General features: G+C 63.6%; 30 protein-coding genes and 1 pseudogene. 19 read left to right on the plus strand and 12 right to left on the minus strand.

The genetic code is table 11. The annotated features are described in order from the left end of the window. Positions 1 to 35 precede the first annotated feature (35 nt). Both QA639_RS30330 and xoxF5 read right to left on the minus strand, forming a co-directional pair. Entirely contained in the window at positions 36 to 518 is a 483-nt protein-coding gene (locus tag QA639_RS30330; RefSeq protein ID WP_038376554.1) for a c-type cytochrome, methanol metabolism-related, read from the minus strand. 123 nt (positions 519 to 641) lie between these two features. Then, on the minus strand, positions 642 to 2,447 hold the full coding sequence (gene xoxF5, locus QA639_RS30335) for a lanthanide-dependent methanol dehydrogenase XoxF5 (protein WP_028336921.1): 1,806 nt from the start codon (positions 2,445 to 2,447) through the stop codon (positions 642 to 644). A 420-nt stretch (positions 2,448 to 2,867) separates the two neighbouring features. On the opposite strand from xoxF5, the gene QA639_RS30340 reads away from it, so the two are divergent. Beyond that, complete coding sequence (locus tag QA639_RS30340) at positions 2,868 to 3,842, plus strand: helix-turn-helix domain-containing protein (protein ID WP_016847804.1); 975 nt, start codon at positions 2,868 to 2,870, stop codon at positions 3,840 to 3,842. A gap of 30 nt (positions 3,843 to 3,872) precedes the next feature. Beyond that, a complete protein-coding gene (locus tag QA639_RS30345) occupies positions 3,873 to 4,307 on the plus strand; it encodes a YkvA family protein (protein WP_050383917.1) in 435 nt (144 codons plus the stop codon). Here the strand turns inward: QA639_RS30345 and QA639_RS30350 are convergent. Next, positions 4,304 to 5,668, minus strand: coding sequence for a histidine kinase (locus tag QA639_RS30350; RefSeq protein ID WP_157345255.1), 1,365 nt, complete (start codon positions 5,666 to 5,668; stop codon positions 4,304 to 4,306). The two genes, QA639_RS30345 and QA639_RS30350, sit on opposite strands and share 4 nt — an antisense overlap. A 181-nt stretch (positions 5,669 to 5,849) precedes the next feature. On the opposite strand from QA639_RS30350, the gene QA639_RS30355 reads away from it, so the two are divergent. After that, positions 5,850 to 6,470 (plus strand): response regulator transcription factor, encoded by a 621-nt coding sequence (locus QA639_RS30355; RefSeq protein ID WP_016847801.1) that lies wholly within the window; start codon positions 5,850 to 5,852, stop codon positions 6,468 to 6,470. Positions 6,471 to 6,500: 30 nt separating this feature from the next. Continuing rightward, positions 6,501 to 7,340, plus strand: a complete 840-nt coding sequence (fghA, locus tag QA639_RS30360) for an S-formylglutathione hydrolase (protein ID WP_157345257.1) — start codon at positions 6,501 to 6,503, stop codon at positions 7,338 to 7,340. Between the two features lie 188 nt (positions 7,341 to 7,528). Here fghA and QA639_RS30365 read toward each other — a convergent pair whose 3' ends face one another. After that, the gene (locus QA639_RS30365; protein ID WP_157345259.1) at positions 7,529 to 8,047 is read right to left on the minus strand and encodes a DUF3280 domain-containing protein; all 519 of its coding nucleotides are present in this window, start codon (positions 8,045 to 8,047) and stop codon (positions 7,529 to 7,531) included. 146 nt (positions 8,048 to 8,193) lie between these two features. On the opposite strand from QA639_RS30365, the gene QA639_RS30370 reads away from it, so the two are divergent. The 6 genes from QA639_RS30370 to QA639_RS30395 all read left to right on the plus strand — a co-directional run bounded on the left by QA639_RS30370 (position 8,194) and on the right by QA639_RS30395 (position 13,074). Beyond that, positions 8,194 to 9,375 (plus strand): ABC transporter substrate-binding protein, encoded by a 1,182-nt coding sequence (locus QA639_RS30370; protein WP_157345261.1) that lies wholly within the window; start codon positions 8,194 to 8,196, stop codon positions 9,373 to 9,375. A gap of 5 nt (positions 9,376 to 9,380) precedes the next feature. Continuing rightward, positions 9,381 to 10,358 carry a YVTN family beta-propeller repeat protein gene (locus QA639_RS30375; protein WP_157345263.1) on the plus strand — a complete coding sequence of 326 codons (978 nt, stop codon included), beginning with the start codon at positions 9,381 to 9,383 and terminating at the stop codon, positions 10,356 to 10,358. Beyond that, positions 10,355 to 11,176 carry an ABC transporter ATP-binding protein gene (locus tag QA639_RS30380; RefSeq protein WP_283087932.1) on the plus strand — a complete coding sequence of 274 codons (822 nt, stop codon included), beginning with the start codon at positions 10,355 to 10,357 and terminating at the stop codon, positions 11,174 to 11,176. Before QA639_RS30375 ends, QA639_RS30380 begins: the two co-directional genes overlap by 4 nt. After that, the gene (locus tag QA639_RS30385) at positions 11,173 to 12,021 is read left to right on the plus strand and encodes an ABC transporter permease (protein WP_157345266.1); all 849 of its coding nucleotides are present in this window, start codon (positions 11,173 to 11,175) and stop codon (positions 12,019 to 12,021) included. Before QA639_RS30380 ends, QA639_RS30385 begins: the two co-directional genes overlap by 4 nt. Then, positions 12,018 to 12,635, plus strand: coding sequence for a hypothetical protein (locus QA639_RS30390; RefSeq protein ID WP_076834158.1), 618 nt, complete (start codon positions 12,018 to 12,020; stop codon positions 12,633 to 12,635). The genes QA639_RS30385 and QA639_RS30390 overlap by 4 nt, the downstream gene beginning before the upstream one ends. Positions 12,636 to 12,777: 142 nt before the next feature. After that, on the plus strand, positions 12,778 to 13,074 hold the full coding sequence (locus tag QA639_RS30395) for a copper-binding protein (protein WP_028336931.1): 297 nt from the start codon (positions 12,778 to 12,780) through the stop codon (positions 13,072 to 13,074). Positions 13,075 to 13,101: 27 nt separating this feature from the next. Here QA639_RS30395 and QA639_RS30400 read toward each other — a convergent pair whose 3' ends face one another. Next, a complete protein-coding gene (locus QA639_RS30400; protein WP_028336932.1) occupies positions 13,102 to 13,656 on the minus strand; it encodes a PQQ-dependent catabolism-associated CXXCW motif protein in 555 nt (184 codons plus the stop codon). Next, positions 13,653 to 14,534, minus strand: a complete 882-nt coding sequence (locus tag QA639_RS30405) for a substrate-binding domain-containing protein (RefSeq protein ID WP_028336933.1) — start codon at positions 14,532 to 14,534, stop codon at positions 13,653 to 13,655. Before QA639_RS30405 ends, QA639_RS30400 begins: the two co-directional genes overlap by 4 nt. A gap of 203 nt (positions 14,535 to 14,737) precedes the next feature. Here QA639_RS30405 and QA639_RS30410 point away from each other — a divergent pair, with 203 nt between their 5' ends. Further along, positions 14,738 to 15,628, plus strand: coding sequence for a quinoprotein relay system zinc metallohydrolase 2 (locus QA639_RS30410; protein WP_428841193.1), 891 nt, complete (start codon positions 14,738 to 14,740; stop codon positions 15,626 to 15,628). Between the two features lie 43 nt (positions 15,629 to 15,671). Continuing rightward, positions 15,672 to 16,496 (plus strand): quinoprotein dehydrogenase-associated SoxYZ-like carrier, encoded by an 825-nt coding sequence (locus QA639_RS30415; protein ID WP_028336935.1) that lies wholly within the window; start codon positions 15,672 to 15,674, stop codon positions 16,494 to 16,496. Between the two features lie 125 nt (positions 16,497 to 16,621). On the opposite strand, the gene QA639_RS30420 is transcribed toward QA639_RS30415, so the two are convergent. Beyond that, entirely contained in the window at positions 16,622 to 16,963 is a 342-nt protein-coding gene (locus QA639_RS30420) for a hypothetical protein (RefSeq protein ID WP_428841078.1), read from the minus strand. A gap of 149 nt (positions 16,964 to 17,112) precedes the next feature. Between QA639_RS30420 and QA639_RS30425 the strand changes: the two genes are divergently transcribed. The 4 genes from QA639_RS30425 to QA639_RS30440 are packed head-to-tail and all read left to right on the plus strand — an operon-like array spanning position 17,113 to position 19,879. Further along, on the plus strand, positions 17,113 to 18,045 hold the full coding sequence (locus QA639_RS30425; RefSeq protein ID WP_167350388.1) for an ABC transporter substrate-binding protein: 933 nt from the start codon (positions 17,113 to 17,115) through the stop codon (positions 18,043 to 18,045). A gap of 2 nt (positions 18,046 to 18,047) precedes the next feature. Then, positions 18,048 to 18,785 (plus strand): ABC transporter permease, encoded by a 738-nt coding sequence (locus tag QA639_RS30430; protein ID WP_028336938.1) that lies wholly within the window; start codon positions 18,048 to 18,050, stop codon positions 18,783 to 18,785. Further along, positions 18,775 to 19,485: an ABC transporter ATP-binding protein gene (locus QA639_RS30435; protein ID WP_283087933.1), complete on the plus strand. Its 711-nt coding sequence runs from the start codon at positions 18,775 to 18,777 to the stop codon at positions 19,483 to 19,485. The genes QA639_RS30430 and QA639_RS30435 overlap by 11 nt, the downstream gene beginning before the upstream one ends. A 40-nt stretch (positions 19,486 to 19,525) precedes the next feature. Next, positions 19,526 to 19,879 (plus strand): hypothetical protein, encoded by a 354-nt coding sequence (locus QA639_RS30440; protein WP_028336940.1) that lies wholly within the window; start codon positions 19,526 to 19,528, stop codon positions 19,877 to 19,879. Between the two features lie 5 nt (positions 19,880 to 19,884). Here the strand turns inward: QA639_RS30440 and QA639_RS30445 are convergent, their stop codons facing one another. The 5 genes and pseudogenes from QA639_RS30445 to lanM form a co-directional block, all read right to left on the minus strand. Then, on the minus strand, positions 19,885 to 20,121 hold the full coding sequence (locus QA639_RS30445) for a hypothetical protein (protein WP_157345270.1): 237 nt from the start codon (positions 20,119 to 20,121) through the stop codon (positions 19,885 to 19,887). Positions 20,122 to 20,255: 134 nt separating this feature from the next. After that, positions 20,256 to 21,019 (minus strand): annotated as a pseudogene (locus QA639_RS41980) (IS5 family transposase). A 68-nt stretch (positions 21,020 to 21,087) separates the two neighbouring features. Further along, the gene (locus tag QA639_RS30460) at positions 21,088 to 21,972 is read right to left on the minus strand and encodes a DUF6662 family protein (protein WP_157345272.1); all 885 of its coding nucleotides are present in this window, start codon (positions 21,970 to 21,972) and stop codon (positions 21,088 to 21,090) included. A 226-nt stretch (positions 21,973 to 22,198) separates the two neighbouring features. Then, entirely contained in the window at positions 22,199 to 22,279 is an 81-nt protein-coding gene (gene pqqA / locus QA639_RS30465) for a pyrroloquinoline quinone precursor peptide PqqA (protein WP_009031067.1), read from the minus strand. A gap of 332 nt (positions 22,280 to 22,611) precedes the next feature. Next, positions 22,612 to 23,010: a lanmodulin LanM gene (gene lanM / locus QA639_RS30470; RefSeq protein WP_157345274.1), complete on the minus strand. Its 399-nt coding sequence runs from the start codon at positions 23,008 to 23,010 to the stop codon at positions 22,612 to 22,614. Positions 23,011 to 23,674: 664 nt separating this feature from the next. On the opposite strand from lanM, the gene QA639_RS30475 reads away from it, so the two are divergent. From QA639_RS30475 to QA639_RS30485, 3 genes are all read left to right on the plus strand, one after another. Then, on the plus strand, positions 23,675 to 25,339 hold the full coding sequence (locus QA639_RS30475) for a methanol/ethanol family PQQ-dependent dehydrogenase (protein WP_018272901.1): 1,665 nt from the start codon (positions 23,675 to 23,677) through the stop codon (positions 25,337 to 25,339). A 76-nt stretch (positions 25,340 to 25,415) separates the two neighbouring features. After that, positions 25,416 to 25,703: a c-type cytochrome gene (locus QA639_RS30480; protein WP_244978617.1), complete on the plus strand. Its 288-nt coding sequence runs from the start codon at positions 25,416 to 25,418 to the stop codon at positions 25,701 to 25,703. Beyond that, entirely contained in the window at positions 25,700 to 26,638 is a 939-nt protein-coding gene (locus QA639_RS30485; protein ID WP_283087934.1) for a substrate-binding periplasmic protein, read from the plus strand. The genes QA639_RS30480 and QA639_RS30485 overlap by 4 nt, the downstream gene beginning before the upstream one ends. The last annotated feature ends 10 nt before the right edge of the window (positions 26,639 to 26,648 follow it).

A 26,648-nucleotide genomic window follows, 5' to 3' on the forward strand; every position in this document is an offset into this window, starting at 1 on the left:
ACGTCAAACAGGTTTCTCGTTCGCACCGGACGGGCTCACTTCTTGTCGTTGTGGCCCATGCAGGCGTCTTCCGCCTTTCCATAGGCTTCCGACTTGTCTTCGTGCTTGGCCGGCCGAACACGCCCAACCGCGTCATTGGCGCGGGCCCGCAGGTAGACATAGAGGTCGTCCATGTAGCAGGCAACGTTGGGGTTATCGCCGAACGCCGGCATCACGTTCTCCTGCGCCGTGGAAACGTTCTTGCGTCCGCTCGCGACCACGCCCATGAAATCCGCGTAGCTCATGGTCTTCAGCGAATTCGCCAGCGCCGGCGCATAGGTCGATCCCATGCCGTCGGGGCCGTGGCAGACATGGCACTCCGAATGATAGCGGCGGTAGCCGGAGTAGGTGTACCAGTCCGTCGTGCCGTCGGCCGTAACCTTGAACGTCGGGTTTCCATCCTTGTCGAGATACTTGCCGTCCTCGGACTTGACGGCGGTCGGGTCGCCAGCGTCCTCGGCGGAGGCAACTCCACCCATTGCCACGACAAAGATCGCAGCACTCACAAACCAGATCTTACGCAAAAGCATATCCTCGCGTGCAGATTGAAGACGGACCGGCGCATGGAGATCGCTCCATGCGCCGGAACGAGGTTGCTCAGCTCACTGCTGCGGCAGCGAGAACACGGTGAGCGTTCCGCCGAGCGCAGTGTAGTTGCTCAGCGCGGCATAGCCGCCGACTGCGCCGAGACCGGCCGTCGGATCAGTCAAACCAGCCGCGAGGCCGATGCCTGCCCAACCGCCAACACCCGACAGAATGGCGACGTACTGCTTGCCGCCATGCTCATAGGTAGTGACGTTGCCGATGATGCCGGACGGGGTCTTGAACTTGTAGAGCTCCTTGCCCGTCTTGGCGTCGACAGCCTTCAGGTAGCCTTCCAGCGTGCCGTAGAACACCACGCCGCCGGCGGTCGCGAGCGCACCCGACCAGACCGAGAACTGCTCCTTGTTCGACCACACGATCTTGCCGGTCTTGCCGTCCCAGGCGATGAAGTTGCCCATGTTGGTCTCACCGGGAGGCGGATACATCGACAGCGTCGCGCCGACATAGGGCTGACCTGCGGTGTAGCTCACCTTGAACGGCTCGTAGTCCATGCAGACGTGGTTGGTCGGCACGTAGAACAGCTGCGTGTCCGGCGAGTAGGCTGCCGGCTGCTCGTCCTTCGAGCCCAGCGCTGCCGGGCAGATGCCCTTCACGTTGACGTCCTCGCCCGCCTTGTCGGTCGACGCGGCGTCAAGAACCTTCGGGCGACCATAGGTCGGCGAGTCCTTCTTCATGTCGACGCCGGAGGTCCAGTTCACCTTCGGATCGTACTTCTCGGCGACCAGCAGTTCGCCAGTGGCGCGATCGAGCGTGTAGCCGAGGCCGTTGCGGTCGAAATGCGTCAGCAGCTTGCGCGCCTTGCCGTCGATCGTCTGATCCGAGAGGATCATCTCGTTGACGCCGTCATAGTCCCATTCGTCATGGGGCGTCATCTGGTAGACCCACTTGGCGACGCCGGTATCCGGGTTGCGCGCCCAGATCGTCATCGACCACTTGTTGTCGCCGGGACGCTGCTTCGGATTCCAGGTCGAGGGATTGCCCGACCCGTAATAGACCAGGTTCAGCTCGGGATCGTAGGAGATCCAGCCCCAGGTCGCGCCGCCGCCGATCTTCCACTGATCGCCCTGCCAGGTCTTCAAGCTCGAATCCTTGCCGATCGGCTTGCCAAGCTCGGTGGTCTTGTCGTCGACCAGGAGCTGGTCATCCGGGCCTTCCGAGAAGCCGCGCCAGACCTGCTTGCCGGTCTTGATGTCGTAAGCGGTCACATGAGCTTGGACGCCGAACTCGCCGCCGGAGATGCCGAGCAGCACCTTGTCCTTGACCACCAGCGGCGCGGAGGTGCCGGTCGAGCCCTTGCTGGGATCGCCGTTCTTCACCGTCCATTCGACCTTGCCGGTCTTGGCATCGAGCGCCACCAGCGTGGTGTCGGCCTGGTGCAGGAAGATCTTGCCGTCGCCATAGGCAACGCCGCGGTTGACCGTGTCGCAGCACATCACCGGAATGACGTTCGGATCCTGCTTCGGTTCGTACTTCCAGACGATCTTGTTGTCCTGCGAAAGGTCAAGAGCATAGACCTTGTTTGGGAACGGGGTGTGGACGTACATGATGTTGCCGATGATCAGCGGGCCACCCTCGTGGCCGCGCAGCACGCCGGTCGAAAACGTCCAGGCGACCTGCAACTTTCCGACGTTCGAGGCGTTGATCTGATTCAGCTTGGAGTAACGCTGATTGGCGTAGTCTCCGGCCGGCATCACCCAGTCTTTCGGGTTCTGCGACATCTTGTGGAGTTCGTCATTGGCGTTGGCCGCTCCGGCGGCAAATACCGCCATTGCCCCAAGACCGGTCGCGTAAAGCATCTTGCGCATCGTGGATTTCCTCCCAGGTTCAAGAGCTCAAGGGTTTCCGCCGAAACGGCCCCACTTCTTCCATTTTGGTGCCCCAGTCGTAGTCCTCTTGAAACGCGCTGACTTGCCCAAAAGAGAAGAGCCGTTTGCTCAAAAGCGAAGCTTCGTCAGATTTTTGTCGCCCGGCCCTGAATTGGCTGGAAAGCATGCTTCATGTTGCAGGGCATCAATCGCGGCCGGCGCGATCCGGATGCCAGATTGACGCGTGCTAAGGTTGCGCTTGACGAGCCCAGAACTAAGTCGGAGGATCACCCGACATTAACCGGGAAGAAATCCCGCCGCCTCCCTAAGCTATTCAGAATCAGGGAGAAGGCGCATCATCCCGGGCCAGACTTAAGCTCGGTGAGCAGTCACGTGGGGATCGAATCGGTGGCTGGAAAGATGTCCGATACAGTCCATTCTCTCAGCACGAACGGATTGACGCCCAAGCGGCAGATTCAGCGCTGGTCGGATGCGCTCACTGACCTTTGCGGCCAGTTCGACGTCGATGCGCTGGAAGGATCCTCGCTCGAAGCCCGGGTCAATTTCACGACGGTATCGCGCCTGAAGCTGTGTCAGATCGAGGCAAGCCAGCACCGGATCGCGCACACCATCTCGCGCATCAAGCTGAGCGAACACCCCTACATCAAGATCGTGTTCCAGACCCACGGCGTCTCGCATTTCGAGCAGGACGGCCTGCACTTCGACATCATGCCGGGCGACTGCTTCGCCTATGACGTGTCGTGTCCGCACACCATCATCAGCCCGTCGCTGACGCGGCACGAGGTTGTCATCGTGCCGAAGGACCTGCTCAAGGAGCGCGGCTTCCAGCTCTCCAAGATGGCACCGTGCAAGCTGTCGGCGCGCAACGGCACCGGCCGCATCGCCTATGATTTCGTCCATGCCGCCTTCGGCGAGGCACCGACGCTGACGCCGGTCAACGCCGTCGGCGTGGCTGATGCGCTGATCGACTTGCTGCTGTTGCCGCTGCGCGAGACCGGCGCGATGTTCGATCGCGGCAGCGCCGAGGCTACCTATGTACGGGCCCAGGGCTTCATCCGCGAGCATCTGCGCGATCCGGATCTCTGCATCGACCGCATTTCCGCGGCGCTCGGTTGCTCGAAGCGCTATCTGCACATGCTGTTCAGCGATCGCGGCATGACGGTCAGCGACTACATCTGGAAGGCCCGGCTGCAGAACTGCCGGCAGGAGCTGGAGTCCCAGAACGGCAAGACCATCACCGACGTTGCGTTCTCCTGGGGCTTCTCGAGCTCGTCGCATTTCAGCCGCGTCTTCCGGAAGTATTTCGGCATCGCGCCCTCCTCCGTCCACAAGGGCCTGCACGGCGGCATGCCGGCCGATGTGGTGCTGGAATAGCGGTTCCGTCCGACGTGCAGGCGTTGCGCCATGCCGTCCGCCAACAGACTTTCTCCAATCAAGTTGTCCTCAACCAGGCTGTCCTCGATCAAGGTTTGGGCACGCAACCTCAAACGGGACAGCGTTGCGCTGTATCTCGCATCGCATGATCCGCGCGTGCCCTGGTATGCCAAGGCCCTTGCCGTCGCCGTCGCGGCCTATGCGCTGTCGCCCATCGATCTGATCCCGGATTTCATTCCGGTGATCGGCTATCTCGATGATCTGATCCTGCTGCCGCTGGGCATCTGGCTTGCGATCTCGCTCGTGCCGGACGAGGTGATGGCGGAATGCCGTGCCAAGGCCGGCGCCGTCTTGCAGCGTCCGACCAGCCGGGCGGGAATGATCGCGATCGTCGTACTCTGGATTGCCGGCGCAGTGGCGCTGGCTTGGGCGGCTTTCAGATATTGGCAACAGCCAATCGTCTAGGACTGTGCGGCCTTTGGCACGAGCGCCTCGACCGTCACGCCATCATCGCTGGAATTGATGTTAAGCGTGCCGCCAAGCGCGAGGATCCGCTCCTGCATCCCGGTCAAACCGCGGCCAAGCCTGTGATCCCTCAGCAGGCCGCGGCCATTGTCGCGAACCCGCACGAGCGCGCAGTCGCGGCTGCCGCGTAGGCCGGCCTGCCGGTCCGCCGGTTCGATCGTGATATCGACCGCTGTCGCGCCGGCATGGCGGAACACGTTGGTGAGCGCCTCCTGGACGATGCGATAGATCGTGAGGTCGGCCATCTCGCCGGTATCGCCGAGCGCCGGCGAGATGTGGCTCTCGATCTCCACCTCCGGGTGCGTTTCGCTCCACAGCCGCACCAGCGCGCCGAGCGCTTCCGCAAGCCCGAGCTCGGCCAGTCCGGCTGGCCGCAATCGCTCCAGGATCCGGCGCGTGAACTGCTGGAGTGCGTTGACCTGCTCGAGGATGGCGTTGCCGTGCTTGCGCAAGGCCGCACGGTCCGGCTTTTCGACTTCCGACAGCCGGGTCAGCGCACCGGCATGCGCGCGCAAGGCAAACAGATAGGGCCCGAACTCATCGTGCAATTCGCGCGCGATCTCCTTGCGCTCGGAATCCTGCAGCGAGACCGCGCGCTCCGCGAGCTGCCGCTTACCCTCCACGGCATCGCCAAGGGTCGCCGCCAGATGGTTCAGTTTGGCACAGATCGCGGCCAATTCCGGCGATCCGCCGGGCTCGACGCGTGCGTCGTAGTCCCCGGCCTCGATGCCGGTCATGGCCTGCGACAGTGCCTCCAGCGGCGCCAGCGCGCGGCCGACCACCAGCATGGTGACCAGAAGCAGCGCCACCGCGATCGCGGAGCCGACCTCGAGCTGGGTGACGATGCCGTCCCAGATCTCGGCGATTTCGTCGTCGGGATGCGAGGTAATGACCAGCGATTGCGGCTTGCCGTGCACCGAGATCGGTACCCGCACCGAGGTCTGCTCGGGATGAACCAGCGCGACGAACCACTGCGGCGGAGCGCGCGGATCGCCGGCGCCCTCGGGGCGGTCAGGGGATTTTGCGGTTGCGCCATCCTGCCGCGTGATGCTGACATGACGCAGCCGGCTCAGGTCCTGGACGATCTGATCGAGCCGCGCATCGGGATCCGGCGCCTCGTCGAGACCGGCCACGATCGTCGCAACGAATTCACGCGCCAGACGGATCACGCTCTGGTCCTCGGCCTGGACACGCGGCCCCGCTTCCAGCACGAGCCGCGCAATATTAATGCCGAGGCCAAGCGCCAGGATCAGCGCCAGCAGCAGGTTGATCCGCGCGCGCAAAGATAGCTTTTGCCACATGACGTTGCCCCCGACCGCGATCCCTCCTCCGAGAGGATCGTTGACAGCCAAATTTGCCCGGCTATCTAATCGCACCCTATCGCAATCCCGCACGAGGTGCACAACCGGTCGGAACCGACCTGTCCTTCGCGCAAACCGACGTGATGATGAGTGAATCGAAGCAGGTCGCCGGAACAACGCCATGCGCATTTTGATCGTTGATGATCATCCCATCGTTGCCTCCGGTTGCCGCACCGTGTTCGCCGACGATCCCGAGATCACGCTGCTGGAAGCGGCGGATGCCGAAAGCGGCGAACGGGCGTTCGTCGCGGAGAAGCCCGATCTCTGCGTGATTGACATCAACCTGCCGACGGTCTCAGGCTTCGAGCTGGCGCGCCGCATCCTGACGCATGATGCATCTGCGCGCCTCATCATGTTCAGCATGAACGACGACCCGGTGTTCGCCGCCCGCGCCATCGACATCGGCGCCAAGGGTTACGTTTCGAAGACCGGCGATCCCAACGATCTGGTGGAAGCGGTGCGCGAGGTCGGCAATGGCGGCGTCTATCTGCCGCCGGCGATCGCGCGCAACGTGGCGTTTGCGCGGCCGGGCTTTGCGCAAAATCCGCTCTCCAAGCTCACCTCGCGCGAGATGGAGATCCTGCGCCTGCTCAGTTCCGGCAAGAGCCTGTCGGAGATCGCCTGGCTGGTGCATTCATCATACAAGACGGTCGCAAACACGTCATCGATCATGCGCCAGAAGCTTGGCGTGCGCACTTCGGCAGAGCTGGTGCGGCTGGCGATCGAGAGCGGCGTCGCCTGACGCAGCGCTCCAACCAAGAGGAACACGACAATGCAGACGGTTTCCCAGAACAAGTCGCATGGCGGCACGCAAGGCGTCTATCGGCACCCAAGCCGCGAGACCAAGACCGACATGACCTTCTCGGTGTTCGTCCCTGAACATGCGGCCGACACCAAGCTGCCCGTCGTCACCTATCTGTCGGGCCTGACCTGCACCCACGCCAACGTCACCGAAAAGGGCGAATTCCGCCAGGCATGCGCCGAGCTCGGCCTGATCTTCGTCGCACCCGACACCAGCCCGCGCGGCGAAGGCGTCCCCGGCGATCCCGCCAATTCATACGATTTCGGGCTCGGGGCTGGCTTCTACATCGATGCGACGGAGCAGCCGTTCGCGACCAATTACCGGATGTGGAGCTACGTCACCGAGGAATTGCCCAAGCTGATCGCCGCGCAGTTCCCGGTCGACACGACGCGGCAGTCGATCCTCGGTCATTCCATGGGCGGCCATGGTGCGCTGACGATCGCGCTGCGCCATCCCGATCGTTATCGCGCGGCGAGCGCGTTCGCGCCGATCGTGGCGCCGTCGCAGGTGCCATGGGGCAACAAGGCGCTCGGCGGGTATCTCGGCAGCAACAAGCAGGCGTGGCGCAAGCACGACGCCGTTGCCCTGATCGAGGACGGTGCCCGCTTCTCCGATCTGCTGGTCGACTACGGCGATGCCGACGGCTTCCTCACCGAGCAGTTGCGGCCCGAATTGCTGAAGGCCGCCTGTGAGAAGGCCAACATCCCCCTCACCCTGCGCCGTCAGCCGGGCTACGACCACAGCTACTACTTCATCTCGACCTTCATGGCCGATCATCTGCGCTGGCACGCCGCACGGCTAAAGGCTTGAGTGTCACGCAGTCCGTTCATCCCGTCATCCCGAGGAGGCCGCGAAGCGGCCGTCTCGAAGGATGCACGGCCCGAATTTCTACGTGTGGCTGAAACCGGGCCGATTCATCCTTCGAGGCTCGCCCAACGGCGCAAATGCGCCGCAAGGCTCGCACCTCAGGATGACGGAGGTCCATTCGTGCGCGCAGGCTACCGCGCCTGCGGCGCGCCGTAGTTCGGCGCGAGCAGGCGGTTGCGCACGAGATAGTCGGTGGCACGCGACCAGGATTCGTCGGTATTGCCGCGCATGTCGGCGCTCGCCGCTGCCAGCAATTGCCCGCTATGCACGTCGCGCAGATAGAGATTGATGTTGAGGATGAGGTTGGAGACCTTCTGCACCACGCCCGTCATCACGAGATCAGCGCCCAGTTCGCCGGCCAGCTTCACATCGCAGCCGCCGCAGGCCTGAAGATTGCTGCCATGCGCCGCAGCATTGACCGGCGCGATGTCGAGCACGCGGAACTTGCCGGAGTCCGCGAGCTCCTTGCGCACCTGATCGCCGGCCCGGAGCAGCCGCGCCTGCTCATCACTGCGTGGCCCGCTCACTTCCCCCTGCAGGCTGGTGTCGATCATCTCGAGGTCGAACACCGCGAGCTTGGGCGGCTCGGCGCGCGCTGCCGTCGCAGACACCACCAGCAAAGAAACGGCGAAGGCAAACGCTGATCTCATGATTGTGAACCAATCGTAATTTGTAACGTCGCAACGACAAAAAGCGGGGTTGCAAGCTAGGCCAATTCCGGCATCTTGCAAGTCAACGGCGTGGAAGCCGGATTTCCGAAGGTCATGCCGAGTGAAAAAAGACTGCGGGAGGAGTTATGTTGCGATGGCTGATCGGCACGATCGCGCTCAGCATGGTGGCGACCGGCGCGCTGGCGGCTGATCCCGTCGAAGTTCATATCGGCTATCTCGGCCATACCGGCGTCAGATCGACGCTCTCGCTGGTCGAGCAGCCCGCCGACAATGACGGCATCGCCGGCGCGCGTCTTGCGATCGAGGATAACAATACCACCGGAAAATTCCTCAACCAGCGCTTCGTGCTCGACGAGGTCAAGGTCAAGGACAGCGATGATGTCGCCAAGATCGCGGCCGACCTCGCCGGCCGCAACGACTATATCATCACCGACCTGCCCGCCGATGCCCTGCTCAAGATCGCCGACGTGCTGCGCGACCGCGGCACCGTGCTGCTCAACGCCGGCGCGATCGACGATCGGCTGCGCGAGCAGGACTGCCGCACCAATGTGATCCACATCGCACCGACCCGCTCGATGCTGGCGGATGCGCTTGGCCAATATCTGGTGTGGAAGCAGTGGAAGCGCTGGCTGCTGGTGGTCGGCTCGCATGATCAGGACAAGCTTTACGCCGACGCGCTGCGCCGCGCCGCCACCCGTTTCGGCGCCAAGATCGTTCAGGAGCGGACCTTCGAGGACACCGGCGGCGCGCGCCGCACCGACAGCGGCGTGACCTTGATCCAGCGCCAGATGCCGGTGTTCACCCAGCAGGCGCCGGCTTACGACGTGCTGGTCGCCGCCGACGAAAGCGAGGTATTCGCAAACTATCTGCCGTACCGCACCTGGGACCCGCGTCCGGTGGCGGGCTCGGCGGGCCTGGTGCCGACCAGCTGGGATGCGGCGCATGACCAGTGGGGCGCGGTCCAGATTCAGAACCGTTTCGTCAAGCTGAACATGCGCCGCATGACCGCGCTCGACATGCAGGCGTGGACCGCCGCGCGCATGATCGGGGAAGCCACATCCCGCACCAATTCGGGGGACCCCAAGAAGGTCATCGCCTTCCTCAAGGGCAAGGATTTCTCGATTGCCGCCTTCAAGGGCACGCGATTGACCCTGCGAGACTGGAATCTGCAGCTCCGCCAGCCGATCCTGCTGGCCGATGGTCGTATGGTCGTTTCGGTCTCGCCGCAGGAAGGTTTCCTGCATCAGGTCTCCGAACTCGACACGCTCGGAGTTGACCGGCCTGAAACGAAGTGCAAGCTGCAGTGAGGGAGATGAAACGCATGTGGCGCCGCTGTCTGTTGACCGGGATGCTCGTTTGGCTTGCCGCGACACCGGCGTCCGCCTTCGTTGCCTACGTCTCCAACGAGAAGGGCAACACCGTCACGGTGATCGACACCAACAGCTGGACCGTAACCAAAACCATCAAGGTCGGCCAGCGGCCGCGCGGCATCGAGTTCTCGCGCGACGGCAAGTTCGTGATGGTCGCGGTCGGCGACGACGACACGATCCAGGTGATCGATACCAAGACCCAGGAGATCGTCGACACCCTGCCCTCCGGTCCCGACCCTGAATTGTTCACCCAGGATGCCGCCGGCAAGACCATGTATGTCGCCAACGAGAACGACAACACGGTCACCGTGATCGATCTCGAAAAGCGCGCCCGGATCGGCGACATCCAGGTCGGCGTCGAGCCCGAGGGCATGACGATCAGCCCGGATGGCAAGATCCTGATCAACACCTCCGAGACCACCAACATGGCGCATTTCATCGACACGTCGACGCGCCAGATCGTCGCCAACGTGCTGGTCGATTCGCGGCCGCGCTTCGCCCAGTTCAAGCGCGACGGCTCCGAATTGTGGGTGTCCTCCGAGATCGGCGGCACGGTGTCGATCATCGATCCGGTCAAGCGCGAGGTGACCGGCAAGATTACCTTCGAGATTCCGGGCCTGCGCAACGAGGCGATCCAGCCGGTCGGCATCGGCATGACCAAGGATGGCAAGACCGCATTCGTTGCGCTCGGCCCCGCCAACCGCGTTGCCGTGGTCGACGGCACGAGCCACAAGGTCCTCAAATATCTCCTGGTCGGCCAGCGGGTCTGGCACATGGATTTCACTCCGGACGAAAAATATCTGCTGGTTACCAACGGTGTCTCCAACGACGTCTCGGTGATCGACGTTGCATCCCAGAAGGTGATCAAGACCATTCAGGTCGGCGAACTGCCCTGGGGGATCACGATCGCGCAGCCATGACCGCAACCGACGCCCATATCGCGAGCCAGCTCTCGCCGGATGCAGGCCCTGGAACAGCCGCGGCCGTGCAGCCGGCGCTGTCGATCGGCAATGTCAGCCACAGCTACGGTCCGCGCCGCGCCTTGATCGATGTCAGTTTCGCGGTTCAGTCTGCGAGCTTCACCGCGCTGCTGGGCCTCAATGGCGCCGGCAAGAGCACGCTGTTCTCGCTGGTGACGCGGTTGTTCGGCATCCAGAACGGCCAGATCAAGATCTTCGGCCACGACATCAGCCGGACGCCGGGTGAAGCGCTGCGGCTGATGGGCGTGGTGTTCCAACCGCGCACGCTCGATCTCGACCTCTCGCTGACGCAGAACCTGCTGTATCACGCCGCGCTGCACGGCATCTCGCGGCGCGAGGCGCGGCTGCGCAGCGCCGAGGTGCTCGGCCGCATCGGGCTTGCCGACCGCGCCGCCAGCAAGGTGCGCGATCTCTCGGGCGGTCAGATGCGCAGGCTTGAGATCGCCCGCGCGCTGCTGCACCGGCCCCGGCTGCTGCTGCTCGACGAGGCCACGGTCGGGCTCGACGTCAAGGCCCGCGCCGACATTCTCGACCATGTCCGGCAGCTCGTCACCGAACAGGGCATCGGCGTGCTCTGGGCGACGCATCTGTTCGACGAGATCATGCCAAACGACGACCTCGTCGTGCTGCATCAGGGCCGAATGCTGGCGCACGGCCCGATGTCGCGCGTGATCGCGGACGCTGGCGCCCAGGACGTCAACACCGCATTCATGCGCCTGACCGGAACGGCAACACTCGCGGGGAGACCGACGTCATGACCAGCACGACGGTTACGCCTGAGCGAAGCGGCTTCTCGCTGTCGGAATACATCGTCTGCCTGAACGGCATCGTATGGCGCGAGGCGCTGCGCTTCCTGCATCAGCGTGAGCGCTTCGTGTCGGCGCTGGTCAGGCCGCTGGTCTGGCTGTTCATCTTCGCGGCCGGCTTCCGGCAGGTGCTCGGCATCTCGATCATCCCGCCCTACGAGACTTACATCCTCTACGAGGTCTATATCGCGCCCGGCCTGATGGCGATGATCCAGCTGTTCAACGGCATGCAGTCCTCGCTGTCGATGGTCTACGACCGCGAGATGGGCAACATGCGCACGCTGCTGGTCAGCCCGCTGCCGCGCGGCTATCTCTTGTTCTGCAAGCTGCTCGCCGGCACGGCGGTGTCGCTGCTCCAGGTCTATGCTTTCCTGGTCATCGCGTGGTTCTGGGACATCGCGCCGCCGACGATCGGCTACCTCACCGTGCTTCCGGCGCTGGTGCTGTCGGGCCTGATGCTCGGCGCACTGGGCATGCTGATCTCGGCCAGCATCAAGCAGCTGGAAAATTTCGCCGGTGTGATGAACTTTGTGATCTTCCCGATGTTCTTCGCATCGTCGGCCCTCTACCCGCTGTGGCGCGTGCAGGAAGGCAGTCCGATGCTGTATTATATCTGCCAGTGCAATCCGTTCACGCATGCGGTGGAGCTGATCCGGTTTGCGCTGTACGGCAAGATGAACTGGGTTTCGCTCGCGGTGGTCGGCGGCTGCGCCGTCGTCTTCATGATCGGCGCGATCCTGGCTTACGATCCATCGCGCGGCCTGGTGCGCCGCGGACCCGGCGGAGGCGAGGCATGACAGGCTGGCGAACGGGACTGGGCGCGCTGCTCGCGATGGTTCTGTCGAACCAGGCCGCATCGGCTGCCGACCCGCGCTATCCGGACTGGCCTTGCCAACAGGCCAAGGTGCCCGAGATCTCGCTCGCGGCTGTCTGGGCCGGGCCGCCACTCGGCGATGCCGAGACCAAGTGGAAAGACGACCCGAAAGTCAGCGCGCTCGCGATCAAGCTCGCGGCGCGCCGCGTCCCGCTCGAGGAGGCGCAGAAGGAGATCACCGAATTCCTGTCAGCTGCCGCGGCCGACAAGGCCAATGCCGGAAAGCTGCTGTTTGCCGGCCTGTTCGATACGCTGAACGGACAGCGCGCCTCGGTGATGAACGGGCTCGAGCGCGTGATGCGCAAGCAGCGCGAGGCCGCGGAGAAGATCCGCGACGACACGCTCAAGCTGCAGGCGCTGCAGGACGCGACACCGCCGGACCAGGCCAAGGTCGACGAGCTCGGCAACCAGCTGGTCTGGGAGACACGCATCTTCGAGGACCGCGGGCGCGTGGTGAAATTCGTCTGCGAGGTGCCGACCGCCATCGATCAGCGCCTGTTCGCGCTCGGCCGCACCATCCAGCAGGAGCTCGATTGAGGCCTGCGACCGAACGCCCCGGGATCGTTAACGCGCCGCTTTGACGGTCTTTTGGGCAACAATCTCTTGGGCCACACCGATCCGGAACAAACTGCGCTGCCCGCTCGTTGTCCCCAACTATATCTGAAGTTGGGAGACCTCCATGAAAGCAGCCAAGATCGTCATGACCAGCCTTGCCGCCGCGAGCCTGGTCACCACAGCGGCTTTGGCCCAGCAATCCATGTCGGGAATGGTCACCAAGATTGACCGACTGAGTGGAACCATCTCGATCCAGCAGACGCAAAGCGGCACGGTGGGCGCGTCCGGCGGCGCGATCCAGGAATACAAGGTGCCCAAGGGACAGTCGCTGGAGGCATTCCACGCCGGTGACAAGGTCTCGTTCACCACGACGGACAGCGACGGCGGCAAGACCATCAACAAGCTCGACAAGCAGAAGTAACGGTCCGCATGCCGCGAGAGGACGGGCTTACTGCTCTCCCTCGCGCGGCTCGGGCTCGGCGTCCGCCAGCGGCAATTTGGCACGCTCCCATCCGTCGGTTCCCTCCGGATACCACGCCACGTTGCGGTAGCCGTAGGACAGCACGCGCTTGGCGGCGTTCCACGACATCCAGCAATTCTCCTGGCAGTAGATCACGAGCAGTCTGGTCGCGTCGCCGCCTGAGGCGCGGACGAGCCCGCGCCGCAGATAATCCTCCGTGGACGCGGCGAGCTTGCCGTAGCCGGTGTCGGGCAGCCAGATGCTGCCGGGAATGTTGAGGTGCGGCCGTTCGCGCCACACCGTGCCGGCGGGCAGATTTGGCTTCGGCGCGCGCGGCAGCACGTCGACGAAGGCGGCGGACTTGTCGCGCCATATCGCTTCCGCTTCCGCGGTCGTGAGCACCCGTGCGCCGGCAAGCGTCACCGGCACCGGCGCGCGGTAGTCCTCGGTGCGATAGCTCTCCGGCTCTGCGGGTGGGTCCTGCGCGCGGACAGGCGAAGCGGCGACGAACATCACCGCAAGCATGGCCGCGAGCCTGATCATGGTGATTTGGTCGCGGTCTCCGGCCCGATTGGACGGTCGTTTTCGTCGAGCAGCGGGACGCCGTAGTCGAGCAGGATCTTGTTGATCTCGGGCTGGTTCTCCTGGATCAGGCGATTGAGCTGGCGCTTCCAGTTCTGGTCGGACGCCCGCACGCCCATGCCGATGCGATAGACCAGCTTCGGTCCCGTGGTCTCCTTGACCAGCGGCGTGATGTGTAGCGGCGGGTTGGCCTTCTTGGCGTAAAAGCCCGCCATCGGTCCCCACAGGATGCCGGCGTCGATCTCACCCTTGGCGAGATCGTTCATCATCGCCTCGGCCGACGAATCGTAGCGCGTATCGATCATCAGCGGATAAGGCTTCGCATTGGTCATCAGGCCGTTGATGGCCATGTTGGTCGCGGGCGGCGTTCCCGCCACGATGCCGATATGCTTGCCCTTCAGCCGCTGGTCCTCGAGCGTCGTGACCTCGTCGAGCCCACTGCCCGGCTTGGCAACGATCGCATAGGCTGTGCGGTAATACGGATTGGTGCCCTGCGCGAGGTCATCGCCTTGCGGAAACCCCATGATGACGTCGCAGCGATGCGCGCCGAGCGTCATCCGCACGAAGCCGGTGGCCTGCGGAAAGAACATGTAGTCGAGCTTCTTTTGCAGCTTCCCGGCCAGCAGTTCGCCGATCTTGTTCTCAAACCCCTCGCCCTTGTCGTTCGAGAACGGCAGGTTGCGGGGATCGGCACAGATGCGCAGCACGCGGGCATCGATGAGCTCGATGGAAAGTTCGCCCTGATCATTGACCTGCGCGCGCGCAATGTCGCGGCCGGCCAGACAGGCGATGAAGCCGACAAGCGCGAGCAGAACAGGACGGCATCCGACAATTCTCATTACGCGGTCTCCTCTTGATCGGATCGATCGCCGCCATCCAGCAATTGCCCGGCGCACCATGACGTGCAACAGGAATAATGATCGCGACCACGCCGCGTTGCTTGCTGCAGCGCAAACTGGAACGCGACGACATCGATCGCGCGTCCCGGAGTAACTGAGGCGGAAACATGGCTCATGGCGGTTCGGTGCTTGCGCTGCTCCTGATGCTTTGGGCGCCGACCATAGCGCGGGCGCAGGAGGCGGAATTGCCTGTAAGCGAAGTCGCTCCCGGAATATTCGTTCACACCGGGGTCACCGCATTGATGACGCGCGAGAACGAAGGCGCCATCGCCAATGTGGGATTCGTGATCGGCGACAGTGCCGTCGCCGTCATCGACACCGGCGGCAGCGTCCGCGAAGGACGACAGCTGCTCGCCGCGGTCCGCAGTCGTACCGACAAGCCGATACGCTACGTGATCAACACCCACGCGCATCCGGACCACAGCTTCGGCAATGCGGCTTTCGTCGGCGACGGGACCAGCTTCGTCGGCCATAAGTCTCTGCCACGCGCGCTGGCCGCGCGCGGACAATTCTACCTCGACGGGTTTCGCCGGAGCATGGGCGACGCGCTGATCGATGAGGTGAAGATCATCCCCCCGACCGTGCTGGTCGCGGACACGCTGAAGCTCGACCTCGGCGGCCGCGCCCTCACCCTGAGAGCGTGGCCGCCCGCCCATAGCGACAACGACCTCACGGTCCTCGACGAGCAAACCAGGACCCTGTTCGCCGGCGATATGGTGTTTCTCATCCATATTCCCGTGGTCGACGGCAGCCTCAAGGGCTGGCTGCGTGCGCTCGACGCACTCGCGGCGATCTCCACAGAGCGCGTGGTTCCCGGTCACGGACCCGTGAGCGCGTGGCCGGCAGCGCTTGCCGATGAGCGACGTTACCTCGCGGTGCTGGCCGCGGACGTGCGCGCACTGGTCGCAAGCGGCAGGCCGATCACCGCCGCGGCCGAGCACGCCGCAGCCGCCGAGCGGCCGCGCTGGCAATTGTTCGACGATTACAACGCCCGCAACGCAACTGCAGCATTCTCGGAAATTGAATGGGAATAGCTGATCGTCCTATAATGACGCGGCTGCATAGGATTTCGCGAACATGACCGGACATCGCGCCCGCCTGCTTTGCATCGCAAGCCTGCTCACGATCGCGTTGGGCACACCGGCTGCGCCGGCGGCAGAGGCCTATGATCCCTGGCCGGGTCTCGTCCAGGACATCTTCAGCAACCGTCCGATGAATGACGGCAATGACGTCATCGGCATCGAAATGCCGATACGTGCGGAAGACGCTGCGATCGTGCCGGTGACGCTGCGCACCAAGCTGCAACCGAGCGACAGCCGCCGCGTCGTCGCGATCACGCTTGTGATCGACGAGAACCCGGCTCCGATGGCCGCGAAGTTCACGCTGGGGCCGGACGCCAACGTCACCGAGATCTCGACCCGCGTCCGCGTCAACAACTACACCAATGTGCACGCCGTCGCGGAGCTCAGCGACGGCAAGCTCTATGTGAGCAAGGTCTATGTCAAAGCATCCGGCGGCTGCTCGGCGCCGGCCGGCAAGAACGTCGAGGAAGCCAAGAACCGCCTCGGTCAGATGCGCTACCGGCAATTCACCAAGTCCGAACAGGGACCTGCCACCAGCACGCGGGAAGCCCAGATCATGATCGGGCATCCGAATAATTCAGGCCTGCAGATGGACCAGGTCACGCAGCTCTATATCCCGGCCTTCTTCGTCAACGAGCTGCACATTTGGCAGGACGACAGTCCCGTGCTGGCGATGGAGGGCGGGATCTCGATTTCCGAGGATCCCAATATCCGCTTCACCTACGTCTCGAACGGCGCCAAGCGTTTCCGTGCCGAAGCCAAGGACACCGAAGGGCATATTTTCGAGCACGAATGGAAGGTCGAGAATCCCGGCACCTGACGCCTCGCGATCTCACGACGGACGCAAAAACGCGATGAGATCAGGTTGGATCGCTATCGCACTTTAGCACGGTATTTAAGCATGATCTTTCCGGAAAACCGCTTCACACTTTTCCGGTTCAGGCTCTAGAAGCACCTGACTTCGGCTTCAGCCTGGGCGCGCCTGAGGTCGTTGAGCGCGTTCGCGGCCTGCTCGGACGAGCGGAACTGGCCGCCCAGATTGCCGCGCACCTGCGCCATGCTCAGCACGGTCTCGGCGGTGACGTACCGATCGTAGGGGATGATCGAGGCGACGACGTCGATCGAGCAGGAACATTGCTCGATCGACTGCCGGGATTCGCCATTGGCCTTCATGCAGCCGAACACATATTCGGCCCGCGCCGAGGTCGGATAGTCGTTGATCTCCTGGGCCCGCACGCTGACGGCCGTCCCGGTGAGCACCAGGATGGCGACAATCGGTCGTAGCATGCCAGCTCCTGCCATGGTCCTGCTTCCTCTTCTCTTTCCGCAAGCTATGCTATGGATGTTGATCAGAAAAGAAAACATTCGGGGAAGTGGCTCAAGAAACGATGATCATCTCTGTACGCACGGTGTTGGCTGCGGCAGTTCTGGCGGTCATGCAGTTCGGCACCTCGTGCTACGCGCAGACCATCCGCGTTGCAGCGCAGAAGACCGGAACGCTGGCCTGGGAACTGGCCGTCATTCGCTCCCATGGTCTCGACAAGAAGGCCAATCTGTCGATCGACGTCGTCGAGCTGGCCAGCCCCGAGGCCGGCAAGATCGCGCTGCGCGCTGGCACGGCCGACGTGATGGTCTCGGACTGGCCTTGGGTGTCGCGCGAGCGGTCGCTCGGCGCCAAGCTGCAATTCTATCCCTATTCGAGCGCGCTGGGCGCCGTGATGGTCCCGGCCTCCTCGCCGGTCAAGGCGCTGGCGGACCTCAAGGGGCGCAAGCTTGCCGTGGCCGGCGGCGCGATCGACAAGAACTGGCTGCTGCTTCAGGCCGCTTCGAAGCAGGACGGCGTCGACCTGAAGTCGCAAGCGACCATCGTCTATGGCGCACCGCCGCTGCTCGCCGCCAAGACGCTCGGCGGCGAGATGGACGCGACGCTCAATTACTGGAATTTCTGCGCCGCGCTCGAAGCCAAGGGCTTTCGCCGGCTCGCCGGCATGGAAGAGATCCTGCAAAAGCTCGGCAGCAAGGGCCGCATCGCCATGATTGGCTACGTGTTCGACGAAGCCTGGGCGAACGCCAACAAGGATCTGGTGGCCCGCTTCATCGCCGTGACGCGCGCCGCGAAAGAGATTCTGGCGACCTCGGATGCCGAATGGGACGCGATCGCGCCGCTGACCGGTGCGCAGGATGCCGCAACCCTGCATGCCTATCGTGAGCGCTACCGCGAAGGCATCCCGCGCCGTCCTATCGCGGACGAAGAGGCGGATGCGCGCGTGCTCTACCGCGTGCTGGCGCAGCTCGGCGGCCGCGATCTGGTCGGCTCCGCAACCGAGCTCGATCCCGGCACCTTCTATCAAGCGATTCCGGGAGACTAGCGGTGCTGCGTCTCCTGTCATTCACGCTGTTCATCGCGACCTGGTGGATCGCCTCGCTGCTGATCGGCGATGCGAAACTGCCGGCGCCGCCGGCGGTGCTGTCGGTGCTCGTCGCCGAAGCCCGATCGGGCGCGCTGTTCGTCAATCTCGGCGCAACCCTGGCCCGGGTCGCGCTGGCCTTCACCCTTGCCATGGCGCTCGGCTCGGCGATCGGCTATCTGATGGGCCGCGTCTCGCTTGCCAATCGCCTTGGCGATCCATGGCTGATCCTGCTGCTCAATTTGCCGGCGCTCGTCGTCATCGTGCTCGCCTACATCTGGGCCGGGCTGACCGAGGTCGCGGCAATCGCAGCCATCGCCATCAACAAACTGCCGACCGCCGTCGTCACCCTGCGCGAAGGCGCCCGCGCGCTCGACCCTGCGCTCGACGAAATGGCGACGGCGTTCGCCTTTCCGCGCGGCCGCGCCTTCCGCCATGTGATCCTGCCGCAGCTTGCGCCCTACATTGCGGCCGCTGCACGCTCCGGGCTCTCGCTGGTCTGGAAGATCGTGCTGGTCGCCGAATATCTCGGCCGGCCGAACGGCGTCGGCTTCGAGATCGGCGTTGCCTTCCAGCTGTTCGACATCCCCTTGCTGCTCGCCTATTCGCTGAGCTTTGCCGCAGTCGTGCTCGTCATCGAGACCCTGCTGGTGCAGCCGTTTGAAACCAGGCTAACGCGGTGGCGGCTCCGTGCAGCTTGAGGTCAATATCACCGGCAAGAGCTTTGCGAGCGCGGCCGGGAAGCGGCACGACGTGCTCGAGAACGTCACCTTCACGCTGAACGCCGGCGAGGTCGGCGTGCTGTTCGGCCCGTCAGGCTGCGGCAAGAGCACCCTGCTCCGGATCCTCGCCGGGCTCGACGCCAACTACCAGGGCCATGTCACGCGATCGCCGGGCATGCGCCTTGGCATGGTCTTCCAGGAGCCGCGGCTGTTGCCCTGGCGCACGGTCGAGGAGAATGTGCGGCTGGCCGCGCCGCATGTCGGCGACAGCACGCTCTCTGCGCTGTTCGAGGTGCTCGAACTGGGCGCGCACCGCAACCATTTTCCCGCGGAGCTGTCGCTCGGCCTCGCCCGCCGCGTCGCGCTGGCCCGCGCCTTCGCCATCGAGCCCGACTTCCTGATCCTCGATGAGCCGCTGGCCTCGCTCGACAATGCGCTCGCGGGGCGGCTGCGCGACCAGGTCGCAACGCTGGTGGCCAGCCGGAAAATGATGACCTTGCTCGTCACCCACGATCTCGACGACGCGGTTCGCCTCGGCGATCGCCTGTTCTTCCTGTCGTCGCGGCCGGCCCGAATCCTTCACGTCGAGACCATCGCCGCACCACGCGCGACGCGCGACGCGCCCGAGATCGACGAAATCAAGCGGCAACTCTCACAGTTGGACCTTGCAAATATGTGAGACGCCGTCATCCTTGGACGAAGCATAAAGGAGAGGCTGGATGTCGCGCGCGTTGATCGCTGTTGGTGTTGCGTTGCTTGTGCTGCCGGTGACAGTGTTCGCCCAAAGCAAGGGCAAAGGCATTCGGCTGTGGAATCTGACCAGCGCCACGATTTCGAGCTTTGAGTTGTCGCCGGCCGGCAAGAACGAGTGGGGTCCGAACCAGACGCTCAACGACAAGGACAAGGAAGTCGACCATGACGAGCGCCTGCGGGTCACCGGCGTCGAGCCCGGCCGCTACGACGCGAAGGTCGGCTACAGCGGCGCCAGGCAGTGCTTCGTTCGCGACATCGAGATCAAGGCCGACGCCGTGTTTTCGGTATCCGACAAGGACCTGAAGGACTGCAACAAATAGGAAGGCTAACCCGCCGGCAGCTCGCCGCCCGCGGCGGCCCGATCGTTGCTGTGCGGATATTCGCAACGCCAGCGCACCGCTGTCCATTTCGGATGTTCGCCGACCCACCGCGCGATGTAAGGCGGCGCGGCCATGGCGCATTGCTGCAGCGAGCCGTTCCAGTTGAACACCAGATGCTGCTCCTCGCAGGTGGCGGGCGACAGCACGGCACATACCGTGACGATCAGATCAATCGGGTTCATGCGCTATCCCTAAGCGTGCTCATGCAATAGATAACACGGCGAAATACGTAATCAGCCACGTCCGGGTTTCACAGCCCCGTGACAGGTTGGGGAACCCGGCCCCAGAGGCTTCACGCTCTAGGTGGTGTTGACACTTATCGCATCCATAGGACGATTGCAGCGAGCGTGACGATGGCTCGGTAATTTCGGGCGGTCTTTTCGAAGCGGGTTGCGACGCGACGGAACTGCTTGAGCTTGCTGAAGCAGCATTCCACGAGGTGGCGCTGGACATAGAGATGCTTGTCGAGCGGATGTTTGAGGGCTCGCGAGGGGTTGTTGGGGATGACGGCGATCGCGCCTTTGGCTGCGATGGCCTGGCGCAAATGATCGGCGTCATAGGCTGCATCGGCCATGACGACCTCGGCGGGCAATCCCTCGATCAACGTGGCGGCTTGCGGGGCATCGCCCTTCTGGCCTGCGGTGAGGGTGAACCGCACGGGACATCCCAAACCTCGAACGGCCATATGTATCTTGGTGCTCAAGCCGCCGCGCGAGCGCCCGATCGCTTGATCTTCAGACCCCCTTTTTTTGCCCCGGCGGCGTGCTGATGCGCCCGGACGATGGTGGAATCGACGATCAAATATTCGAAGTCCGGATCATCGGACATCGCCTCGAAGATCCGCAACCAGACACCCTTGGTGCTCCATCGACTGAAGCGCCGGAACACGCTGTTCCAATCCCCAAACGCCTCCGGAAGATCACGCCAGGGAGAGCCCGTGCGAACGATCCAGAGCACCCCTTCCACGAACATCCGGTTGTCGCGTCCGGTCGAACCTTTCTGGTCGGGCCGGCCAATGATGAGCGGCGCCATGCGCTCCCAAGCCGCGTCGCTCAACACCAAACGATCCATCACACCCAAGGCCGCCTCCCAAAAGAAGCCTTGAATCTGATTTGGCCTCAAAAGGGAATCCCTAGAGTCCACACCGCCTAGAAGTTCAAACCGTACACCAGCCGCGCCTGATGGCGCTCGAAATTGACGAGGTCGAGGGCGGCATTGCTCCCGGCCCGCTGCCCCCAAGCCTGGACGCTCCAGGTCGCGGTCAGGCGTGAACGTTCGGAGAGCTGGAAATAGGCGGTCGGCCCGATGAACAGCGCCTGCCCGGACAGTTCATCCAGGCCGATTCCCTCATACTTCCTGAAATAGCGCGCTTCGCCGCCGATCAGGATATCCGGCTTCACCCTGGCCATCAGGCCGAATGCGGCACCGATGGTGGCATCCTGATCCGCAGCGCCGGTGCGCGGCGTGCGCGTCCATTCCGGCTCATAGCTTAGGTTAAGGGCCGCGATGACAAAATTCGGGATCACCTCGCGGTCGAACGCGACCGTGAGTTCGGTGCCATAACTACGGACAGCTGCGGCCGTCGTCTCGTCGACGCGATCGGCACGCGTCTCCAGCGCGACCGTCATGCCAAAGGGCGCCGCCTCGCGATTCAGAAAGCGATAGCGGAAATCGACCGAGACGCTCTGCCACGACAGCTGGCGCCGATCGTCGAGACCCGGAACGCGGTTGACGTCGTATGCGCTGAATGACGTTCCGAGCTCGACACGAAAATTCGGCGCGGGCACGAGCTCGAGCTCCATTTCCTGATTGAGCGTGCGATACCGGCCGCCGTCCTTGGCGAAGCGCCCGGTGGTCTGGCTCTGGAATTCACGCTCGCCGACATTGCCCACGTCGGAGCCGATCATGAAGCCGAAGATGTGCTCGGTATCAAAGTCCTCGGCATAGGCGCCAGGCGGCAACACCGCCGCGATCCCGGCAATCGCCGCGCACAACGTCCCTGCCCAACGCCCGGTCCTGAGTTTTGGATTCATCGTCCCCGCACCACCGCCTCAGGCCACACTGTAGGACAAAGCAGCAAGGCCCGCCAATCGCGCAGGTGGTGTCGGTCTCAAGGTCTTGTGGGAAGGGTATGAGGGAAGCTGGCCGAGCGGCCGCATCAGCGCCCGCAAAAGACACTTTCCACAAAAGACGCCTGCCCGGCTCGATGCAGCGGGCTGCACGAGCCGGGCAGGCTGTCTCGCGTTACTTGTCTTAAGATTACTTGCGCGCTGCGCAGGCGTACATGTTGATTTCCATGCCCACCGGCACTTCGACGATCTTCGGTGTTTTCCAGGCCATTTCCTTCTCCCAAGTCATAAGTTGGCGCAAGCCTCGCGCCGCGCGGCAAGCTAGGACTGCCTTTTCCAGCGCGCAAGCCGGCCGGGTAAGGACCCGACTTCGCTGCTGGACATGCCGAAGCGGACGACGGCTCGCTAACATCTGCCCGGCATCGGGAACTCCGACACTGATCTGTCGGGCATTTTCCGGCTGCCGGGCGGCGACGCAACGGCAAGGAGACCCGATTCATCCAGCCGCGTCTTGCCCAAGAGCGAAATCGCAACTTTTTTTGTTATGCGCGGAATCCTGCGTCAATATCCGGCAATCCGCCCGGAATGCGCCCGCTAGGCAAGCTATTTGAGCAGGCGCAGCAGGGCCCGGCCGGCGCGCGAGTTCAACTCCTTCGCATCCAGCGTTCCGTCATTGTCGGGATCTGCGGCCTTGAAGCGCTGCTCGACGACCGCGAGATATTCGTCGAGCGTCAGAGTGCCGTCGTGATCCGGATCGGCAGCGGCCAGTTCTTTCGCGGTCAGCCGTCCGCGCAATTCGCGCGCGTCGAGCGTGCCGTCATGGTCGGGATCGAGCTTCGCGAACAGGTCGGCAGCAGCCTTCTTGGCTTCGGCGAGATCGACCGTACCGTCATTATCAGGATCGAGCATCTTCAGCGCGCCCTTGCGGCCGGATGCCGCCAGGACGGGCGCCGACAGGACGGCCATGGCCAAAGTCAGAGCAAGCGATCGGCGCGAAATCATCATTCATCTCCCTTGCGTGCCGCTCCGGCGACGGGGCGAAGCGCGCCACGAAAAGCGCATCATAACAGCCTTGGCGAACGTTCGACAGCTGGCGCAACCGGTGAGCCCTCGTCGGTTTTCGGGTGGAAAGAGACCTCCCGACCGGTCACCTGTGGAGCTCCGACGTATCGCACCAGGATGATCGAGGTGAACTATGAGCGACATTTGCAGGAGCGCATTGAGCTGTCTGGTTGTGCTCGGTCTGCTTACGCCTGTGTCCGCGCAGACCCGGCACCCTGCCCCATCGGCGGAGGCGGTCCAGCAGCGCGTGCTCACCGGTAAGGAGCGGCTCGGCCGCAAATGGACAGACGAGCAGCGTATCGATAATTGCAATGTGCCGCCGGACAAGCGGGGCGCGAAACCGCGGCCGAGTGTCTGTCCCCCTACGCCGTCCAGCTGACCGTTCGCTCCGCGGCATAACGACGGGCCGTGCTGGTGTAGCGTATTCCACGCGACGGCAAGCCACGAACGCATCTGCGAAAGACCTGACGCTTCCGATCGGTCTCTTGCGGTTAGCGGGCGCTCGTTCACGTTTTCGTATTGACCCGTTTTGGTTTCAGGCGGATGGTTCCGTCCGCAACGTCAGGAATAGGCGTGCGGAAAAAAGGTTCATTGGGAGGATAGGATGAGACGTATTGCGCTGGCCGCAAGCCTCGTGATTCTTGCATCGTATGGTGCAAGCGCCCAGACCAACGAGCAGTTGGTCAAGGGGGCGACTGATACTTCGAACGTTCTCAATTACGGAATGGGTTACAATCTTCAGCGCTTCTCGACGCTGAACCAGATCAACAAGGACACCGTCAAAAATCTGGTGCCGGTCTGGAATTACAGTTTGAACGACGACCGCAGCGAGGAATCGCAGCCGCTCGTCTACCAGGGCGTCATTTACGTCACCACGCACAACGCCACGATCGCGATCGACGCCAAATCCGGCAAGCAGATCTGGAAGACCAAGGTCGAGTATCCCGCCGAGACGCCGCGTATCGTCTGCTGCGGCATCATCAATCGCGGTGCCGCGCTGTATGACGGCAAGGTGTTTCGCACCACGCTCGACGCCAATGTGATCGCGCTCGATGCCAAGACCGGCAAGGAGCTGTGGCGCCAGAAGGCCGCGGATATCAAGGAAGGCTACTCGATGACGGTGGCCCCGCTGGTCGCCGATGGCGTCGTGATCACCGGCATCTCGGGCGCCGAGTTCGGCACCCGCGGCTTCATCGACGGCTGGGATCCCGCCACCGGCAAGAAGCTCTGGCGTACCTACTCGATCCCGACCCCGGACGAACCCGGTGGCGACACCTGGAAGGGCGACACCTGGAAGCTCGGCGGCGGCTCGACCTGGATCACCGGCTCCTACGATCCCGAACTGAACACGGTGTATTGGGGCATCGGCAATCCCGGACCGTTCAACTCGGCAGTGCGTCCCGGCGACAACCTCTACACCTGCTCGGTGCTGGCGCTCGATCCGAAGACCGGCAAGATCAAGTGGCACTACCAGTTCTCGCCGAACAATCCGTTCGACTATGACTCGGTGGCCGAGATGGTGCTCGCCGACATGAACGTCGAGGGCAAGCCGACCAAGGTGCTGATGGACGCCAACCGCAACGGCTTCTTCTACGTGCTCGATCGCACCAACGGGAAGCTGCTCGCGGCCAATCCCTATGTGAACGTCAACTGGGCCACCGGCATCGACATGAAGACCGGACGGCCGATCGAGACCGACATCACCAAGGATGCGCGTGAAGGCAAGAAGGTCACGGTCTACCCGTCGATCCTCGGCGGCAAGAACTGGGAGCCGATGTCGTTCAATCCGCAGACCGGCCTCGCCTACGCCAACACACTCGCGTTCGGCGGCAAGTACAAGGCCGAACCGGTGACGTTCAAGCAGGGCGAATGGTATCTCGGCATGGATCTCACCGATCCCTGGGAATGGGGCACCGGACCGCGCGGCCATCTGAAGGCGATCGATCCGATGACCGGCAAGGCGAAGTGGGAAGCGCCGAGCGATATCCCGCGCTTCTCCGGCGTGCTCTCCACCGGTGGCGGCGTGGTGTTCTCCGGTCAGCTGACCGGCGAATTCGAGGCTTTCGACGCCGATACCGGCAAGAAGCTCTGGCAGTTCCAGACCGGCTCGGGCATCGAGGGACAACCCGTCACCTGGCAACAGGACGGCGTGCAGTATGTCGCCGTCACCTCCGGCTATGGCGGCGTCTATTCGCTGTTCTCGGGCGACGAGCGGCTTGCCAAGGTCCCGCCCGGCGGATCGCTGTGGGTTTTCGCGGTCAAGAATTGAGCGCGGAGCACACGTGACTGAACGAGTAACCCTGTTGACGGCGGCGATCTTCGCCGCCGTCGCTGCGGCGGTGATTATGCTGATCCCCGCCGCCGCACAACAATCAACCGCAATCGACCTTGAGGGTCAGGCCGACCAGGGCAAGGTCACTTACGCCAAGAACTGCTCGCATTGCCATGGGCCCAACATGGTCAATTCCGGCACCATCACGCCAGACTTGCGCGCGTTTCCGGACGACAAGACGCGCTTCGTGACCACCGTGAAGCAGGGCAAGAACGGCAAGATGCCGCCCTGGGTCGACATCCTGAACGAGCAGGAGATCGCCGACGTCTGGGCCTTCGTGTCGAGCCGGAGGACCCCATGAGGGCCCTGCTCGCGGCCGCGGCGTCAGCCCTGCTTCTTGCCATGTCGATGGCCGCGCATGCCGCCGACGAACCGCTCAAGGTATGCCTCGACGAGGATCTGCCGCCGCTGTCGGCGCATCATCGCGGCAAGCCCGATGCCGGCTTCGACGTCGCGCTCGCGCAGGCCATTGCCGAGCGGCTCGGACGGCCGCTCAAGATCCAGTGGTTCGAGAGCAAGCTCGATGAAGATTCGAGCCCTGCGCTCGAAGCCAACGCGCTGCTGTCGGACGGGCGCTGCTCGCTGGTCGGCGGCTACGCGCTTACCACGGACTCGCTGAAGGCGCCCGGCGTCACGACGGCCAAGCTGCCGGACTTCGACGGCGCTACCCGCGAGGATCGCCGCCGGCGGATTCCGATCGGCGTGCTGGCGCCAAGCCAACCCTACATCTATTCGCCGATGACCGTTGTCCTCGGTCCCAAGGCCAAGGACAAGATCAAGGAGCGCAAGATCACCGATATCGGCGATCTCGCCGGCCTTCGCCTGACGATCGAAAGCGGCACGCTGGGCGACGCCATCCTGATGACCTTCGACAAGGGAAAGCTGATCGACGACATCACGCACCTCGTTCCAGGGCGCAGCGACCTGCTCGGAGAACTGGAACGCGGCGAATTCGACGCCACGCTGCTCGACCTGCGTCGCTTCGATGCCTACCGCGCTGAACATCCCGACACCAGGATCACGGCCTCGGGCTACTATTATCCGATCGGCGCCAACCGCGGCTACGTTGCGCTCGAAACCGACAAAGGACTGCTGGAATCCGTCAACAAGGTCCTCGCCGACCTGCAGGCCAAGGGCACCATCGCGGAGCTCGGCAAGGCCGCCGCCCTTACCTGGCTTCCGCCGCGCGAGCCGATCATCCTCGGCGATGTCTGGCTGAAGATCCTGAACCGGTGATGCCGGCGAT

The sequence above is a fragment of the Bradyrhizobium pachyrhizi genome (assembly GCF_029714545.1).
GTDB classification, from domain to species: domain Bacteria; phylum Pseudomonadota; class Alphaproteobacteria; order Rhizobiales; family Xanthobacteraceae; genus Bradyrhizobium; species Bradyrhizobium pachyrhizi.